At 60.7% G+C, this 17348-nt stretch carries 19 protein-coding genes; 11 read left to right on the top strand and 8 right to left on the bottom strand.

All coding sequences use genetic code 11. The features are described 5' to 3' along the window. Positions 1-3 precede the first annotated feature (3 nt). Positions 4-963 carry a carotenoid 1,2-hydratase gene (locus KG722_RS12405; RefSeq protein WP_213272096.1) on the bottom strand — a complete coding sequence of 320 codons (960 nt, stop codon included), beginning with the start codon at positions 961-963 and terminating at the stop codon, positions 4-6. Between the two features lie 73 nt (positions 964-1036). Here KG722_RS12405 and KG722_RS12410 point away from each other — a divergent pair, with 73 nt between their 5' ends. The 11 genes from KG722_RS12410 (at position 1037) to pufM (ending at position 10849) form a co-directional block, all read left to right on the top strand. Then, complete coding sequence (locus KG722_RS12410; protein ID WP_213272097.1) at positions 1037-1909, top strand: polyprenyl synthetase family protein; 873 nt, start codon at positions 1037-1039, stop codon at positions 1907-1909. 28 nt (positions 1910-1937) lie between these two features. Continuing rightward, positions 1938-3029, top strand: a complete 1092-nt coding sequence (locus tag KG722_RS12415) for a methyltransferase (RefSeq protein ID WP_213272098.1) — start codon at positions 1938-1940, stop codon at positions 3027-3029. 180 nt (positions 3030-3209) lie between these two features. After that, positions 3210-4127, top strand: a complete 918-nt coding sequence (bchC, locus tag KG722_RS12420; protein WP_213272099.1) for a chlorophyll synthesis pathway protein BchC — start codon at positions 3210-3212, stop codon at positions 4125-4127. Further along, entirely contained in the window at positions 4120-5136 is a 1017-nt protein-coding gene (locus KG722_RS12425; RefSeq protein WP_213272100.1) for a chlorophyllide a reductase iron protein subunit X, read from the top strand. Before bchC ends, KG722_RS12425 begins: the two co-directional genes overlap by 8 nt. A gap of 5 nt (positions 5137-5141) precedes the next feature. Continuing rightward, positions 5142-6716 (top strand): chlorophyllide a reductase subunit Y, encoded by a 1575-nt coding sequence (gene bchY, locus KG722_RS12430; RefSeq protein WP_213272101.1) that lies wholly within the window; start codon positions 5142-5144, stop codon positions 6714-6716. Beyond that, a complete protein-coding gene (gene bchZ / locus KG722_RS12435) occupies positions 6710-8170 on the top strand; it encodes a chlorophyllide a reductase subunit Z (RefSeq protein ID WP_213272102.1) in 1461 nt (486 codons plus the stop codon). The genes bchY and bchZ overlap by 7 nt, the downstream gene beginning before the upstream one ends. 33 nt (positions 8171-8203) lie before the next feature. Continuing rightward, complete coding sequence (locus tag KG722_RS12440; RefSeq protein ID WP_213272103.1) at positions 8204-8428, top strand: hypothetical protein; 225 nt, start codon at positions 8204-8206, stop codon at positions 8426-8428. A gap of 119 nt (positions 8429-8547) precedes the next feature. Then, entirely contained in the window at positions 8548-8778 is a 231-nt protein-coding gene (pufB, locus tag KG722_RS15500; RefSeq protein ID WP_213272104.1) for a light-harvesting antenna LH1, beta subunit, read from the top strand. 12 nt (positions 8779-8790) lie between these two features. Next, positions 8791-8973, top strand: coding sequence for a light-harvesting antenna LH1, alpha subunit (gene pufA / locus KG722_RS12450; RefSeq protein WP_213272105.1), 183 nt, complete (start codon positions 8791-8793; stop codon positions 8971-8973). Between the two features lie 112 nt (positions 8974-9085). After that, complete coding sequence (gene pufL / locus KG722_RS12455) at positions 9086-9913, top strand: photosynthetic reaction center subunit L (RefSeq protein WP_213272106.1); 828 nt, start codon at positions 9086-9088, stop codon at positions 9911-9913. 12 nt (positions 9914-9925) lie between these two features. Further along, positions 9926-10849: a photosynthetic reaction center subunit M gene (gene pufM / locus KG722_RS12460; RefSeq protein WP_213272107.1), complete on the top strand. Its 924-nt coding sequence runs from the start codon at positions 9926-9928 to the stop codon at positions 10847-10849. 47 nt (positions 10850-10896) lie between these two features. Here the strand turns inward: pufM and KG722_RS12465 are convergent, their stop codons facing one another. The 7 genes from KG722_RS12465 to KG722_RS12495 form a co-directional block, all read right to left on the bottom strand. Then, entirely contained in the window at positions 10897-11172 is a 276-nt protein-coding gene (locus KG722_RS12465; RefSeq protein WP_213272108.1) for a hypothetical protein, read from the bottom strand. Continuing rightward, positions 11169-11669 carry a TspO/MBR family protein gene (locus KG722_RS12470; RefSeq protein WP_366910240.1) on the bottom strand — a complete coding sequence of 167 codons (501 nt, stop codon included), beginning with the start codon at positions 11667-11669 and terminating at the stop codon, positions 11169-11171. Before KG722_RS12470 ends, KG722_RS12465 begins: the two co-directional genes overlap by 4 nt. Continuing rightward, entirely contained in the window at positions 11666-12883 is a 1218-nt protein-coding gene (locus tag KG722_RS12475) for a geranylgeranyl diphosphate reductase (protein WP_213272110.1), read from the bottom strand. Before KG722_RS12475 ends, KG722_RS12470 begins: the two co-directional genes overlap by 4 nt. Beyond that, complete coding sequence (locus KG722_RS12480; RefSeq protein ID WP_213272111.1) at positions 12880-14250, bottom strand: BCD family MFS transporter; 1371 nt, start codon at positions 14248-14250, stop codon at positions 12880-12882. Before KG722_RS12480 ends, KG722_RS12475 begins: the two co-directional genes overlap by 4 nt. Further along, positions 14247-15146: a chlorophyll synthase ChlG gene (gene chlG, locus KG722_RS12485; RefSeq protein WP_300998549.1), complete on the bottom strand. Its 900-nt coding sequence runs from the start codon at positions 15144-15146 to the stop codon at positions 14247-14249. The genes KG722_RS12480 and chlG overlap by 4 nt, the downstream gene beginning before the upstream one ends. Before the next feature lie 69 nt (positions 15147-15215). Further along, positions 15216-16640, bottom strand: coding sequence for a transcriptional regulator PpsR (gene ppsR, locus KG722_RS12490; RefSeq protein ID WP_213272113.1), 1425 nt, complete (start codon positions 16638-16640; stop codon positions 15216-15218). Positions 16641-16679: 39 nt separating this feature from the next. Beyond that, the gene (locus KG722_RS12495; RefSeq protein WP_213272114.1) at positions 16680-17327 is read right to left on the bottom strand and encodes a B12-binding domain-containing protein; all 648 of its coding nucleotides are present in this window, start codon (positions 17325-17327) and stop codon (positions 16680-16682) included. Positions 17328-17348 lie beyond the last annotated feature (21 nt).

The raw sequence follows: 17348 nt of genomic DNA on the forward strand, positions 1-17348 counted from the left end.
AGCTCAGGCGCGTCTCGGCATCCGGAACGGCAGCATCAACTTGACCAGCGCCTTGCGCAGCCGGTCTCCGTCGAGGCTTTCATGAACCCCGGAAGCCCATTGCCCATCGATCCGTGAGCTGATGGTGGACCGGCTGTAAAACGGTGTGTCTTCAAGGGTTTTGCCCAGCTGGACAGGCGCAGTGTCCAGCGGGCAAGTGCGCCGCCGGATCCCGAAGATACGTGTGGCGGGCAGCTCGATGGCAGGCAGGGTATGCCCGGTTTCTAGGGTCCCGTCCTTCAGGAACCGGAGGGCATGGCTGGTCTGTAGCCCGTCGCGGGAGTCGGTAGTGTAGCTGATGGCAGTCGTCCCGTTCTTCTGATGCATCCGGGACCAGTCCCAGTAGCCGAAAGCCTCCTCAAGCGGGCTGTCGCCAAAGTTCATATCGAAATAACCTGTTCCCCGCCAGGAGAGGCCAGGCTGGTCAAACACCACCTCGACATCTGCGAGCGGCGCGACCGGGCGCCAATGATGCGATTCGCCGGCGTCAATTGCGAACAGACGGTCATTTATCGTCCGGGGCACCAGGCGCACCTTGCCCCTGACGGGGAAGGGGATCGGCATGCCGGTTTCGCGGATGCTGATGGTGAGGCCGTTGGCGTCCCAGCTGATGTCGCTCGGCCCGATCCCGATTTCATCCGGCGCGACCCGGACGCTGCGGCGGCCGCGTTCCGTCATCGCCCAGCGCTGGCCCTGACTGCCGTAGAGGGCGACATTCAGGGCGCAATGGTTGAGCGGATCGGTGCGGCCGGACCAGGCATAATAGGGAGAAAAGACGCTGCCGATGAAGGCGATCAGTGTCAGGGCATACTCGCCGTCATCACTGATGGCGTCGATGTACCACCAGGCATAGCCCCTCGGCGCGACGGGGCGGTCGAACAGGCCGTTTCTGGTTTTTTCAACGTTCGCCATTGGGCTCGTCATTCGCAACTCCTTAAGCGTCAATATAAATTGACACATAGATATGACTAGTTACTATGACACATGGAGGCCGCTCATGGATACAGATGCTTTGATCGAGTGGGTGCTCGAGCGTTCGGTTAACTTCGCATCCGAAGGTGAGGCGCCGCCCTTGCTGGTCAGGGCGATCCACCATGCGGTTTTTCCCGGTGGCGCAAGGGTGCGGCCAAGGCTCTGTGTCGCTGTCGCAGCCGCGTGTGGCGAGCCGGAATGTCTACCGATTGCTGCGGCGGCCGGGGCTGCCATCGAGCTCATGCATTGCGCTTCGCTGGTTCATGATGATTTGCCAGCGTTTGATGCGGCGGAGTTGCGCAGGGGTAACCCTTCCGTGCACGCGGCATTCGGTGAGCCGATCGCCATCCTTGCCGGCGACGCGCTGATTGTGATGGCGTTCGAGACCCTGCTCCGGGAAGTGGCCAGCGCGCCGGCAACCTGCATGCGCCTCAGCCGTGTCCTTGCCGAGACAACCGGCTCCCCTCGGGGAATTGTTGCCGGACAGGCGTGGGAAAGCGAGGCGATCATCAACCTGAGCGCCTATCATCAGGCCAAGACCGCCGCGCTTTTTGTGGCCGCCACTATGTCAGGCGCTGCGTCGGCCGGTATGGACCCGGCAAGATGGCGCGCACTCGGCATTCGCCTGGGCGAAGCGTATCAGATTGCCGATGATCTGCGCGATGTGCTGCTCGGGGAAGAGGCTCTTGGCAAGCCGTCCGGGCAGGACGCTGCGCACAGCCGCCCAAGCGCTGTTGAAGCGTTTGGCCTCGAAGGTGCGTTCAAAATTTTCAGTCACGCCGTCGAGGCTGCTGCTGCGGCGGTGCCCGACTGCAATGGCGCGCCGTTCCTGAAGCAAATCGTGGCGGCGCAGGCGGCCCGACTTGTTCCCAAGAGCCTGATGCAGCGCGTGGCCTGAAGGTCCGCTGCGCGCCAAGGAGGCCGGGATGAGCGTTTCAGACCGGCTCGCTGCCTGGAAAAACCGGTTGATCGCAAACCCTGCCTTTCAGGCGTTTGCCATCGCCAATCCTTTAACGCGGCCAATTGCCAACCGAAAAGCCGCCGAGAGTTTCGATCTCGTTGCGGGCTTTGTTTATTCCCAGATACTCTCCGGCGCCGTTGACACAGGCCTTATCCAGCGCGCAGCTGACGGGCCGGTGTCGGCGGCAGAATTCGCAATATCCTCCGGGATAGGACTAGCCGGTGCGGAACGCCTGATGCTCGCCGCGACATCCCTGAACGTGCTGCGCCGCCAGACAGACGGGCGGTTCGCCCTTGGAGAGACCGGCGCCGCGCTGCTGGGAAATCCGTCCGTCTTTGCCATGATCCGTCATCATCAGGTGCTCTACAAGGACCTTGAGAACGTCACGGATCGCCTTCGGTTGCGGACACCGGAAACCGGACTCGGACGGTTCTGGGCTTATGGCGCGGGCGCAGACCCGGAAGAGGCAGGAGCCTATTCGCGTTTGATGGCAGAGACTCAGGTGCTCGTTGCCGAGGAAGTCATCCGGGTTGCCGGCCTCAGTCGCAGCAGGGTGCTCATGGATGTTGGTGGCGGCCATGGCGTATTTCTCGAAAGGGCCGGTATGCGCCATCCGAAACTTGCCTTGCGCCTTGCAGATCTCCCGCCTGTCGCCGAGCAGGCGCGCCAGCGGCTCGCGGCCAGCCCGCTCGCTGACCGCCTGGAGACGTATGGGCTCGATTTTCATACCGACCTGCTCCCCCAGGGCGCTGATACCATCACGCTGATCCGGGTGCTGCATGATCATGATGACCCGCCAGCTGCACGTCTCCTGAGCAATATCCGGCAGGCTTTGCCCCCCAAAGGCAGGCTGGTGCTCGCCGAGCCAATGGCCAATACGCCGGGCGCGGCAAAGATGGGGGACGCTTATTTCGGCATGTATCTCTGGGCCATGGGCCGGGGCCGTCCCCGCTCGTTTGACGAGATCAGCCAAATGCTGCGCGCTGCCGGCTTCACGCGGATTATCCGGAAGCCGACCCGCGCGCCACTTCTGACCTGCGCCCTTGAGGCCAGTTGACCTCTTTGAGGATGTGTCTTCCCCAAGGCGACGTAAATAAAGATTGACACTAGAACATGTCAACATAAAGTGACACTTATGGAAACGGGCATACTCGAGTCATACGGGATCAGTCCCACTCAGCCCGCATCGGCAGCGTCTGTCGGCGCGCAGGTGGCCCCCCCCGGATTCGCTGACGCCGTGCTATTCGATGGAAAGCGGACTGTCCGTCTTGACCGCCTTGCACTCAACGCGCCGCAGCAGGGCGACGTTGCCGTTGAGATTCTCTGGTCCGGTATTAGTACCGGTACGGAACGATTGATCTGGTCGGGCGACATGCCGCCCTTTCCGGGCCTCTCCTATCCACTTGTGCCTGGCTACGAAGCCGTTGGCAGGATCATCTATTCTCCTGAAGCGCCGTCGCGCCTTGGCGAGATTGTTTTTGTTCCAGGTGCGCGCTGTTTCCGCGATGCAGGCGGGATATTCGGTGGCGCAGCGTCCCATCTGATCGTTGCGGGCAGCCGGGCGCACCCGCTTCATCTGGAAGACCCCCGGGAAGGGGTTCTTCTGGCATTGGCGGCGACGGCGTATCATGCCGTGGCCGGGAGCAATCTTCCCGAACTCATCATTGGCCACGGCGTACTTGGGCGCCTTGCGGCAAGGGTTGTCATCGCCCTTGGCGGCACGTCGCCCGTCGTGTGGGAAACCAATTCCGCGCGCCGGGATGCCTCTGACTACAGCGTCATCGCGCCGGAAGAAGATACCCGCCGCAACTACATGTCTGTGTGCGATCTGAGCGGCGACGCGCTCATCATCGACAAGGCGTTGCCCCACTGCGCGCGCGGCGCCGAGATCGTGCTGGCCGGGTTCTATTCCGAGCGGCCGTCCTTCGCATTTCCGGCAGCGTTTATGAAAGAGATGCGACTTCGAATCGCTGCTGAATGGCAGCCTGAAGATGTCGTGGCGGTCGGGGAGCTCATCGCTACCGAGCGCCTTTCCCTCCGGGGCCTGATTACGCACCAGTTTACAGCGGGCGACGCAGGGGAGGCTTATCGCGTTGCGTTCTCCGATCCAGCTTGCCTCAAGATGATTATTGATTGGGATGGTTTAAATGGCTGACGATATCCGGTTCACGCGCCGCAATTCTTCGGACGAGTATGCAGATGCCCTGCGCGCAGAGGCAGCAATCGAGCCCGACAGTGTCGCGTCCGGCCCTGTCCGCAAGGAAACCCAGATCATCGCAATCTATGGCAAAGGCGGCATCGGCAAGAGTTTCACGCTCGCCAATCTCAGCTGCATGATGGCTGAGCAGGGTAAGCGCGTGCTGCTCATCGGCTGCGATCCGAAATCCGACACAACCTCGCTCCTGTTTGGTGGCAAGGCTTGCCCGACCATTATCGAGACGTCGTCAAAGAAGAAACTCGCCGGCGAGGAAGTGGCCATCGGTGATGTCTGCTTCAAGCGTAACGGCGTCTTCGCGATGGAGCTCGGCGGCCCTGAAGTGGGCCGGGGTTGCGGCGGCCGCGGGATCATTCACGGCTTCGAGCTGCTTGAAAAGCTCGGCTTCCATGACTGGGATTTTGACTATGTTCTCCTTGATTTCCTCGGGGATGTCGTGTGCGGCGGCTTCGGCCTGCCGATTGCCCGGGACATGTGCCAGAAAGTGATCGTCGTCGGATCGAACGATCTTCAGTCCCTTTATGTCGCCAACAATGTCTGCTCCGCAGTCGAATATTTCCGCAAGATGGGCGGTAATGTCGGCGTGGCCGGAATGGTCATCAACCGGGATGATGGGACGGGTGAGGCGGCCGCCTTTGCGCAGGCCGTGGGCATACCCGTGCTCGCCACCATCCCCGCGAACGAAGACATTCGCCGCAAGTCGGCAAACTACCAGATTGTCGGCACGGCTTCTTCGCCTTGGGGCGCGCTTTTTTCCGAGCTCGCAGAGAACATCGCAGCGTCCGTGCCTAATCGTCCGACGCCGCTGGTGCAGGACGGCTTGCTGTCGCTCTTTTCTTCCAAGGATACGGGCGGCGACATCGTGCTGGAGCCTGCGACGTTTGCCGACATGTGCGGGGTTGAGCACGTCGAAAAGCGTTCCCTCGAAGTCGTCTACGAGGAGATTTGATCTCGATGACCGGCCCGCGCGTTACGCTTCTGGAAAATCGCACCCGCCGGGCAGCCCCCGCCGCGAGCCACGCAGAGGCGCCTGCGCCAGTGGCAGAAGCATCTGGTTGCCATGCTGGCAAGGACGAACTGAGGAAAGCGGCTGCTGCAGCTGGCAACAGTGAACTGCTCGACGGCTATGCCCGGGATTATCCCCAGGGACCGCACGACCAGCCTCAAAGCATGTGCCCGGCCTTCGGTTCACTGCGCGTAGGCTTGCGGATGCGCCGGACTGCGACAATCCTTTCGGGCTCAGCCTGCTGTGTTTATGGCCTGACTTTCACTTCCCATTTCTATGGCGCTAAGCGCTCGGTCGGCTATGTGCCCTTCAATTCGGAGACGCTGGTCACCGGAAAGCTCTTTGAAGACATCAAGGAAGCGGTCGAGAAAACAGCCGATCCGGAAAAATACGACACGATCGTCATTACAAACCTCTGTGTGCCAACAGCCTCGGGTGTGCCGCTTCGCCTTCTGCCGGATGAGATCAATGGCGTCCGCATCATCGGGATAGATGTTCCAGGCTTTGGTGTTCCCACTCATGCCGAAGCCAAAGACGTACTGGCCGCTGCCATGCTGTCTTATGCCCGGAAAGAAGCTGAAGCCGGTCCAGTCCGCCGGGCTGCGGGCGATACTGCCGACCTTCCGAAAGTGACGCTGCTGGGAGAAATGTTTCCCGTCGATCCGGTTATGATCGGCCGGATGCTTGAGCCACTTGGCCTCGCGGCGGGCGCCGTAGTGCCCACCCGGGAATGGCGGGAGCTCTACACGGCTCTGGATGGCGCTGTCGTTGCCGCCGTCCACCCTTTCTACACCGCGTCAGTTCGGGAATTTGAAGCTGCCGGCCGCCCGGTTGTTGGGTCCGCGCCGGTTGGCGCTGAAGGTACGGATGCCTGGCTGAAAGCAATCGGTGAAGCCGCCAATGTGCCGGCAGACCGGATTGATGCGGCCCGCAACCAGTTCGGCCGTATCATTACCAGCGCCCTTCTGGCCAAGCCAATCCGGGGACGGATTACCCTATCGGGGTATGAGGGCTCAGAGCTGCTCGTCGCGCGCCTCCTGATCGAAAGCGGCGCAGATGTCCGCTATGTCGGAACGGCCTTGCCGCGCACCCGCTGGTCGGACCCTGACCGGGAATGGCTGGAAGCCAAGGGCGTACATGTCCAGTTCCGGGCGTCGCTGGAGCAGGATCTCGCCGCATTCCGGGAATTCCGCCCGGATCTCGCGATCGGCACAACACCCGTCGTTCAGAAAGCCAAAGAGGCAGCAACGCCAGCGCTCTACTTCACCAACCTCATTTCGGCCCGCCCCCTTATGGGGCCAGCTGGCGCCGGATCGTTGGCAGATGTCGTCAACTCCGCGATTGCCGGCCAGGCACGGTTTGACGAGATGAAGGCCTTCTTTGAAGGCGTAGGCTCAGGTGACACTGCCGGCGTCTGGCAGGGCCAGCCCGATACGCATGACGAGTTCCGCATCCATCAGACCCGCAAGCTCGCCGCGCGGGCCCGCCAGGCAGCAAATCTGGAGGCACCCACAGGATGCTGATCCAGGATCATGACAGAGCAGGCGGTTATTGGGGCGCGGTGTATGTGTTCACCGCAATCAAAGGCCTGCAGGTCGTCATCGACGGGCCTGTCGGTTGCGAAAATCTCCCCGTTACCTCCGTTCTTCATTATACGGATGCTCTGCCGCCGCATGAGTTGCCAATCGTTGTTACCGGACTTGGTGAAGAAGAACTGGGTCAGCATGGCACAGAGGCAGCGATGAAGCGCGCCCGGGCCGCACTTGATCCGGCTTTGCCTGCGGTTGTGGTCACAGGCTCTATCGCCGAGATGATCGGCGGGGGCGTGACGCCGGAAGGCTCCAACATCCAGCGCTTCCTCCCGCGCACGATCGATGAAGACCAGTGGCAGAGCGCTGACCGGGCGCTCCTGTGGCTCTGGACGGAGTTTGCGCAGACCAAAGGGCGCAATCCCCGCAAACCAGACAGGAAAGAGGGCGCCAGGCCCCGCGTCAATATCATTGGCCCGTCCTACGGCATGTTCAACCTTGCTTCAGATCTCGCGGAAATCCGACGGCTCGTCGAAGGCATCGGGGCAGAGATAAACCTCGTCTTTCCGCTAGGCTCGCATGTGTCGGAAATCCGCGGTCTTCTGAATGCAGACGTCAATATCTGCATGTACCGGGAGTTTGGCCGCGCGCTGTGTGAAGCGCTTGAAACGCCTTATCTGCAGGCGCCCGTCGGGCTGCATTCGACGACACGTTTCCTGCGCGCATTGGGAGAGTTGACAGGTCTTGACCCTGAGCCGTTCATCGAGGCGGAAAAGCACTCGACCCTGAAGCCTCTCTGGGACCTCTGGCGCTCGGTCACCCAGGATTTCTTTGCCACGGCAAGCTTCGGCATCGTGGCCAATGAAACCCACGCAAAAGGCATCCGGAACTTCCTCGAAAATGATCTCGGCGTCAGCTGCGCGTTTGGGTTTACCCGTTCAGCCGGCCAGAAAACCGATAACGACCAGGTGCGTGCCGCGATCCACGCCTCGCCACCACTCGTCGTCTTCGGCAGCTACAATGAACGCATGTACCTGCAGGAAGTGGGCGCCAAGTCGATCTGGATACCGGCCTCGTTTCCGGGTGCGCTGATAAGGCGGCATCCTGGAACTCCCTTCATGGGGTACTCTGGGGCGACCTATATCGTTCAGGAATATTGCAACGCCCTGTTCGATGCGCTGTTCCATATCCTTCCGCTCGGCACCGCGCTTGATGTCACAGATGCCACACCTGCGCGGACCATGACTGCGCAGGTCAGCTGGGACAGCCGGGCCAGCGAGGTTCTTGATCACTATCTTGAGCGTCAATCCGTCCTGACGCGGATTTCAGCGGCCAAGAGAATCCGGGATCACGTCGAGACCGTGGCCGCAAAGGAAGCGCAAGGCCGTGTCACGGCCGAGCTTGTAACGCGGTCGGTATTGGAAATTGAAAGAGGCAGAGCGGCCTGAAAAAGCCGCCTGAAACTCAGGGAGGAAGTGAACATGATGGAAATTCGAAGTGCAGAGATAATGAACTGGCGGGAGCGCGACAAGCGCAGCATGGCCGTCATGAAGCGCCTCATGTTCCCGGTTTTCCTGGTAACCGCATTGGCCGGAAGAGCATTCTCCGACAGTTCGGGAAAGGCCCGGCGCAGGGGCCAGTCAGTCGTTGCGGAAGCATCAGACCTGACCCACAGCGTCGTGCCATGGTTTTACGTGTTCCGCTAGCGGATGAATAGCGGAGTGCAATTCAAGAGCTTTTGGCAATCCGATAATTCGGGCGCCAATTGGGCCGTAGCAGGTTGCTGCTGCGGTCATTGACCTAGGACCATGAACGGAGATTGTGAATGGCCGAAAATACAAATGAGAGGACTGGGTCGCTGACAGGGTTGACAGCATCTGAGGCCCAGGAGTTCCACAAGATCTTCGTGATGAGTTTCATACTCTTTACGCTGATCGCTATTGTGGCTCACGCCCTGGTCTGGTCATGGCGACCCTGGATCCCCGGACCCGGTGGTTATGCCATGATTGAAGATGGGCTGAGACTTGCGACATCATTCGTAAGTCTCAAAGGATAGGAGGACTGAGACATGTGGAGATTATGGCTCCTTTTCGATCCCCGGCGCGTGCTGGTGGCTCTATCTGCTTTTCTATTCGTGCTTGCACTGCTGATCCACTTCATTCTGCTCAGCTCACCCCGCTTCAACTGGCTCGGCACTGCGCCGACAGCTGTTGCGGAGCTGACAGTCGAAGCCCCGATTCAGCAAGTCTGATAGCGTTCCGGGCGGGTGGGCTGTCCATCCGCCCGGAATACCTTGCAATTTGAATTGGGGCGTTGAAGTCCGCAGCAGCATAGCGGACGGCGCCGGAGGATGGAGCTGCAACATGGCGCTACTAAATTTTGAACGAAAGTACCGAATCCGGGGAGGGACGCTGATCGGCGGAGATCTTTTTGATTTCTGGATCGGGCCTTTCTATGTCGGGTTCTTCGGCGTAACCGCCGCCTTCTTTGCTTTCCTTGGCACGGCTCTGATCTTTCTCGGCGCCTCAATGGAGAATACCTGGAATCCCTGGCTAATCAGCATTGATCCGCCGCCCATAGAGTATGGGTTGCAGCTTGCTCCGATGGCGGACGGGGGTATCTGGCAGATCGTCACGATCTGCGCGATCGGGGCCTTTGTATCCTGGGCGCTTCGGGAAGTCGAAATATCTCGAAAGCTCGGTATGGGATTGCATGTTCCTATTGCCTTCGGGGTTGCGATATTTGCGTATGTCACGCTCGTCGTGATCCGGCCGTTCCTCATGGGCGCCTGGGGTCATGGATTTCCCTATGGCATCATGAGCCATCTCGATTGGGTGTCCAACACAGGCTACGCTTACGGCAACTTCCACTACAATCCCGCCCATATGGTGGCGATCACCTTCTTCTTCACAACCACACTTGCGCTGGCGCTGCATGGCGGGCTCGTCCTGTCGGCAACCAACCCCGGCCGCGGGAAAACCGTGAAAACCCCTGAGCACGAGAACGCTTTCTTCCGCGATTTCATCGGCTATTCGGTGGGCACGCTCGGCATCCACCGCGTCGGTCTCTTCCTGGCCCTCTCGGCGGGGATATGGAGCGCAATCTGCATCGTCATTTCCGGCCCCTTCTATGAAGGCTCCTGGATCGACTGGTGGAATGCGTGGAAAAACTTCCCGATCTGGCGCATGTAAAGGTCCAGTCCGATGACAGACTATCAGAATATCTTCACTCAAACGCAGGTCCGGGGTCATATCGACTACGGGGTCGTCGAAGGCCCCGGGGACGAGCCCCGCTACCACATTACATCCACAAGCCACCTCATGGGGCGGATCGGAGATGCCCAGATCGGGCCGATCTATCTCGGCTGGTCGGGTATTGCCTCGCTCATCTGCGGGTTCATCGCGATCGAAATCATCGGCCTCAACATGTGGGCCAGTGTCGGATGGGACCCGATCAAGTTCTTCGGCCAGCTACCCTGGCTGTCGCTTGATCAGCCGCTCCCGGAGCATGGCCTGTCACTATTCATGCCGCTAAATGAAGGCGGGTGGTGGCTGATGGCCGGCTTCTTCCTGACATCCTCCATTATTCTCTGGTGGGTGAGATCCTACAGGCGCGCGATCCAGCTTGGGCTTGGCACGCATATCTGCTGGGGCTTTGCTGCCGCGATCTGGCTTTATCTCGTCTGCGGGTTCATCCGTCCCGTGATGATGGGAAGTTGGTCTGAGGCGGTACCCTTCGGAATATTCTCTCACCTCGACTGGACCAACAATCTGTCGCTGCTCTACGGGAACTTCTTCTACAATCCCTTCCACATGCTCTCGATTGCGTTCCTCTATGGGTCTGCGCTTCTCTTCGCGATGCATGGGGCGACCATTCTTGCGGTTGGCCGGTATGGCGGCGAGCGTGAGATCGAGCAGATCACGGACCGCGGTACAGCATCGGAGCGCGCAGCCTTGTTCTGGCGCTGGACAATGGGCTTCAATGCATCGATGGAGTCGATCCACCGCTGGGCCTGGTGGTTTGCCATCCTCTGTCCGATCACGGGCGGGATTGGCGTGCTGCTCACGGGTACGGTTGTCGACAACTGGTTCCTGTGGGGCGCGGAGAACGGCTTCGCGCGATTCTGAAAGTAGCTGGAGCCTCCCAGCTACCCCCAAACTCAAGCCAGGTCCGTTCAGGGCCTGGCTTTTTTTATCCGGGTCCAGACGGAGATGATCAGGAACAGATGAGTGAACAGGCTTCCCAGAAGGGGCAGGGCGGTCATTCCGCTTTCGCCGCCCTCGAGCGCCAGCCTGAGCGCAGTCATCAACAGCGCTCCGCTCGCAAGGAACCAGAATGCCGGCAAGATCCAGTCACCCGCGCCTGCGCGGCGCAGGAGCAGCGCAATGATCAGAAACTCTCCGCCCACGGCGAGGATGATCAAGTCAATCAGGGCGGGGGTAATGATCATGGAAGTGTCCCGAAAGGCCCATTGAGCTCAACGACCTTGTAATTGAGCCAGCCGGCAAAGCTAACCCAGCAAAGGTAGGGAACCAGGAGAGCCGCCGCCATCGGTGACCGCCGTCCGAGCAGGACGATCAGACAGACGACGGAGATCCAGAGAGCGATCAGTTCCGCCATCGCCCAGTCCGGACGCCGGAGCGTAAAGAACACGCCGCTCCAGCCGACATTCAGCAGGGCATTTATGAAGAACAATGACAGGAGCCAGGCACGCCCCGCAGAGGTCTGCATCGTGCGCCAGCCTGCAGTCCCGGCCAGAACGGCAAGGGCGTAAATGATGGCCCAGGCCGGGCCGAACACCCAGTCCGGTGGATTGAGGGCGGACTTCTCCAGCCCGCGATACCACGCATCGATCTTAGTCATCGAGCCGCCCGCAAAGGCCGTCAGTAGGGCCGTCCCCGCGGCGATCAAAAGGGGTTTGCGGGCTCCTCTCGCCGATCCTGTCACGTTTCTTTGGGCTGTCGCGGTGACAGGCCAAGCAGGTGGGCGGTGTCCTTCAGGAAGATCCGCAGGTGTGCCATATGGTCGGGCTTGCCGAGCCGCTTGTTGAGATAGGCGTCCCAGGTCAAGCGTTGCACATCGCGGTCATTGCACATCGCCACAAAGCCTTCGCGGCGCTTGTCGGAGCGGTACCAGAAATGTTGCATGATGCCGAGGATCATGAAGACCTGGCCGTGTGCCTTCATGTAACGCTTGCGGGTGCCGGCAAGCTTCCTTGCATCCCCCGTGGCGAGGAACTCCTTCACCGAGATAGCCGCTTCCTGCCCGCCCAGCATAGCATAATAGATGCCTTCGCCTGACGCCGGCGCCACGCATCCCGCCGCATCACCAGCAAGAATGACATCGCGGCCATTATCCCACTTCTTGAGTGGTTTGAGCGGTATCGGCGCGCCTTCCTTGCGGATCAGCTCGGCATCCTGAAGCCCGGTTTCCTTGCGCAGCACACGGATGGCGTCGCGCAGGGAGAAGCCCTTCTGAGCGCTGCCCACGCCGACGCTCGCCGTATCGCCATGCGGGAAAACCCAGGCATAGAAGTCAGGCGACAGATGCCCCTGATAGTATATCTCGCATCGATCAGGGTCGAAGTCTTTCCCGGCAGCAGGCGAACGAATGATTTCATGATAGGCGAAGACACAGCGCGTCTCGCCGCCGCCCTTGATCGTCTGCGCTGCCACGCGAGAGCGGGCGCCGTCGGCGCCGATGACGCAGCGCGCCCTGACACGCACGGGGGCGCCTGCGCCTTTGGGCTCGTACTCCACGATGGCGGTGCCGTCTTCGTCCCGCAGGAACTGCGTGAAAAAGCCGTCGCGGCGCTCGGCGCCTGCTCGCACGGCGCGTTCCCGCAGCCATTCGTCGAAATGTTCCCGGTCGACCATGCCAACTGTGCCGCCTTGAACGATCATGTCCACGGTGCGGCCGGAGGGGGCAATCATCCGGGCACTGCTCGCGCGCGCTACAAGAAGATCGGCGGGAATGTCAAAGTCCTCAATGAGGCGCGGAGGGATTGCGCCGCCACACGGCTTGATGCGGCCGGACTTGTCCAGAAGAAGGACCTTCTTCCCGGCAAGGGCTAGTTCATGCGCGGCGGTAGCTCCCGAAGGCCCGCCGCCCACGACAACAGCGTCATAGGTGCGGGATGTCTCAACCAGGTTCAGACTCATGACTTTGTTCCTTCAGTCAGCAGAAACTCTCCCGCCGGGAGGATCGGCAATCGAGTGGTGGTCTCTCCCTCCGGCCGGGAGATGCGCGTGACGAGCCATGCGGCGACCACAAACAGCAGTCCTTCGACGGCAAAGACGATCGAGAAGGACGCCGCCGCGTCGGCAAAGACGAGGCGGGCAATATCCAGTGAGACCGCCCCGGCAAGTCCGCCAATGCCAAAGGCAATGGCCTGGGAGGCGCCCCAAAGTCCCATGCGCGTGCCTTCCCGGGAAGCGCGTCCGCTGCTGGCAAGCGTCATCATTGATCCGATTGCCGACACCGCAAAGACACCATTGGACACACCCAGAGCTAGAATATTCGGCACAAGCGGCCAGTTTGCGCCGAGCGCCTGCGTGCCAGCAGCAAGCGCAAGCAGGCTCGCTGCGGAGGCCAGGCAGCCGCCTATCGTCCAGGCTCTCATGAAGCCCGGCCTTGATTTGCCCACGAGCGTGCCAGCAAGAGCGACCGCGATCATGCCGATCAGTGTGCCAACATTCTGGACGCCGGCGAGTTGAGTGGAAGCGCCGGCACTGTACCCGTGCACGATGCCTGCAAAGGGCTCCAGGATCAGGTCCTGCGCGCTGTAGGCAAGCATCGAGACAAAGACGAAGATTGTAAACCGGCGGGCTTCAGTTTCCGCCCATATCTCTGCTATCGCTGCCCTGAATTCAATGTTGGGGGCGTCCTCGGCCGGGGAGTGCGCGCGCGCTGTTCTTCGCTTTTCAAGCCCCATGAGCGCGAGCGCCGTGATCGTCACGGAAATCAGACCGGTGCCAGCCGTCACAAGGATAAGACGCTCAAAGCTGAATGGCTTGAGCAGTTGTCCGCCAATGCCTGCCGTCAGGATGAACCCCACGATCATCATGATCCACACGATGGCGGCTGCCGCTGCCTTGCGCTCTGGCGGCGTACGAATTGCGAGCAGCGCGAGCAAATTGGTACCTGCCGCGCCGACACCGCCTCCGATGAGGACGAACGCCAGAAAGGACAGGCCAAGACCAGCCACAAGGTTGGCCTGCATGATTGCGCCCGCCAGAGAGGCCAGGACGGCGCCGCTGGCCAGTACCGCCATCCCGCCAAGGATCCAGGGTGTCTGCCGCCCGCCGGCATCGGCGCCAAAGCCCCATCGTGGACGCGAAAGCTGGACGGCGTAGTGAAGCCCGACAAGCATCCCCGGTATCGCGGCGGCAAGGCCGAGTTCGACAACCATCACCCGGTTCAGTGTCGACGTCATCAGGATCACAATGGCGCCAAGGGAAGACTGGATCAGCCCCAGCCGGACAATGCCGAGCCAGCCGATCAGCGGCGCGCTATGTGAAGCGGTCATGGCGCGCTCCACGGGGAGATCGCCAGCGCGCTGACAAGCATCCCGAGGACGTAGAGCGTAACCCCTGTGGAACTGTACCAGATGGCCTTGCCGCGCGGGTCAGCCAGCAGCGCGCCCATCAGCCAGATCTGGATTCCCAGGAGCCCGGTTACAATCCCGGCATGGATCGGCTTTCCGAGGAAGATCAGCATTAGGATCACCGCCATCTGCGGCAGCGCCATCACGATGCAGGCAAGCCGCGCCGCCCGGTCCGGGCCGAGCTGGACCGGTAGGGAGCGGACCCCCATTTTCTGGTCGCCCTCGATGGATTTGAAATCATTCAGGGTCATGATCCCGTGCGCGCCGATCGAATAGCTGATGGCCAGGAAGAAGATGAGCCCGTTGGGAAGGCCGCCCAGCATGACAGCCGCGCCGGTCAGCCAGGCAATGCCTTCATAGGAAAATCCGACTGCCGCATTGCCCCACCAGCCATTCAGTTTCAGCCTGAGGGGAGGGGCGCTGTAGGCCCAGGCGAGGAATACGGCCGCGACTGTCGCGATAAAGGCCCAGAAGCCGAGCGCGAGCCCCAGCAGCAGCGAGAGCGCTGACCATATGATGGCGAGGTAAAGGCCCCACTGGCCGGGAATCCGGCCCGACGGGATGGGGCGTCCAGGCTCGTTGATGGCATCCACATGCCGGTCGTACCAGTCATTCACGGCCTGGCTTGAGGCGCAGACCATGGGCCCGGCCAGCAACATGCCGCCCAGCAATAAATGCAGATTTCCTAGGAGTGGCTGCCCGCTTGAAACCGCGCCGCACATATACGCCCACATCGCGGCAAACCAGGTGACAGGTTTGAACAGCTCTAGGACTGCAGCAGGTTGCGGCAGACGGTGACCAACAGCAGACGCAGGCATCCTGACCATGAAAAATCGTAAGATTGACACGCATAAGTGTCAACTCAATTAGACAACTTTTAGGTCGGATTATTCCTTATCTTCGAAACCGAACCGGTTCAGTTTCGAGTAAAGCCCCTGGCGGCTGAGGCCAAGGATTTCCGCGGCCGATGCGCGGTTGTCATCGGTCAGCCGAAGGGCTGCCTCTATGCAGAGCCGCTCAATCAAGGCCGTGGAGTCACGGACGATATCTTTCAGCGGCATCCGGCCGACAAGGCTCGTGAGATGCTCAACGGATTTAGGCAGCTCTTCGCGGATGGGCGGCTCAGTGCTCAGTCGGCGGCCGACATTACGGATCGAAAATCCGTACAGCGCGCGGCCATCCTCGCCCGAGTTCACACCCGACACTTCGACGTCCTCTTCGCTGCCAAACCGGTCACGGATGATCGTCGCGAAATTGCGCGCCGACCCATTGGTCCGAATCGCGGAGATAAGCACATTCAGGTCAGTCGTGGACCGTCCGAGGAAGTCTGAAAGGCGGGCTCCGGATATGGCAGACCGGCTCATCAATTGAGTCATGCCGATGAACGCCTTATTGGCCGTAACGATCCTGAGATCGCCATCTGCAACCACAAATCCGTCGGGAAGTTCTTCCAGAATGCTGAGCAGCGGTGCGCCAGCCATCTCGGGCACCACCGCATTATTTTTGCGGTCGAGAATTCGGCAAATCACGCGCACGTCGCGCCCCTGGCGAAAGGCGTCGGCGAGTACTTTCAGTTTCTCGCCCTTGCGTCCCGTCACGGTATTGCAGCTCGACTGGCCGTTCGCCGCAGCCTGGGCGATCATCCGCTCCAGCGCGCGCGCGCTGGAAGGATCAAAGAGGCTCGTCATAATGCCTTGGGCGATGTCGTCGAGATTCATCTGAAGCTGGACCGCTGCCGCCGGATTGGCGTCTTCGACCTTCAGCTGGTCTGCGTCGACAATCAGAATAGCTTCGCTCACTGCCTGGAAAATCGTGCGGTACCGCGCTTCGGCTTGCCGCATCAGGCCGTAATCATGCTCAAGTTCCTGCTGAACTTTCAGCAGGCGCTGCTGCAATTCGGCGGCCGTGCGCAGATCCCGCCCAAGTGCGATCATCCGGTTGCTTTGTTTCGTAGCGACCGTGCGATAGGCAATCGGCAGTTCCTTCGCGCCTGCGGTCGGATGGTTCACATGCCGGGCAGGCTGCGACGCCAGGGAACCGGCCCCGTTGAGCAAGGCGGAAATCTTGGGCCGGCTCTCGACCGTCACGGTCTCGGCCCATTCCTTACCGATCCAGCCTTCGACCACGCCTGACCTGCGCAGATCTTCCAGCGACACGGCAGCGTCTCTGATTCGTCCGTCTTCAATCACCAGCGTGATGTCGGAAGAATTCACCACCAGAGCGGCAATAGTATCGGCATCCAGGCCCGAAAAGCTGTCTTCGGCGTTTCGAAAAGGCAGTCTGCTTGGGGAGTGGTCCGAGGTGGCTTCCATATCTTTTTCCAGAAGCTGAAATGACGGTTGTGCAAGCCCTTAGCAGTCACCCTTCCTGTTTGCCAACCTATTCCGTGCCAATTCAATTGCAGAAGGGCCGTCCTGTGCGACGAGATCGGCGCCGACCTCGATCGCCAGTTCGGGGTGGTCAGAAAACAGACGTCCGCCAACCATCACAATCGCGGACCGGTTGATGGAGTTGGCCCGGACAATCCTGATCAGGTCTGCTAGCTCGGCCCTGTCGCGATCACATGCGCAGGACAGGCCCACCACATCGAATTGCTCCCTGGCGACGGCAGTGCGCAGCTTGTCCGTGTTGTTTCCCGGTTCGCAGCGCACGACCCATCCGTCTCGGCGGAAACTTTCGGCAACCATCAGCGCGCCGAAGACATGCTGATCGCCCGGCACGCTGCTGACCAGGATTGAATGGGCCGCCTTGTTGGCGCGTGGCGCAGGGGCGCCATTCGACTCGCTGATCTGGTGCAGCACTTCATGTAGCCGGCAAAGCGCAATTGTTACGTCCGTAAAGGTGCAAACGTCTTCATTCCAGTATTCTCCCAGACGGCGCGCCGACCAGGCCAGCAGGTCTACAAAGATCGATTCTACCGGCGTACCTTTGACGATCAGCGCCTTGGCCAGCGCCGTCGCTTCTGTGGCGCCGCCGGTCAGTACATGCTCCAGGAACAACTCCTTGTCGGCGCCGGAAAC

The organism is Hyphomonas sp., from assembly GCF_018402285.1.
Classification (GTDB): Bacteria; Pseudomonadota; Alphaproteobacteria; order Caulobacterales; family Hyphomonadaceae; genus Hyphomonas.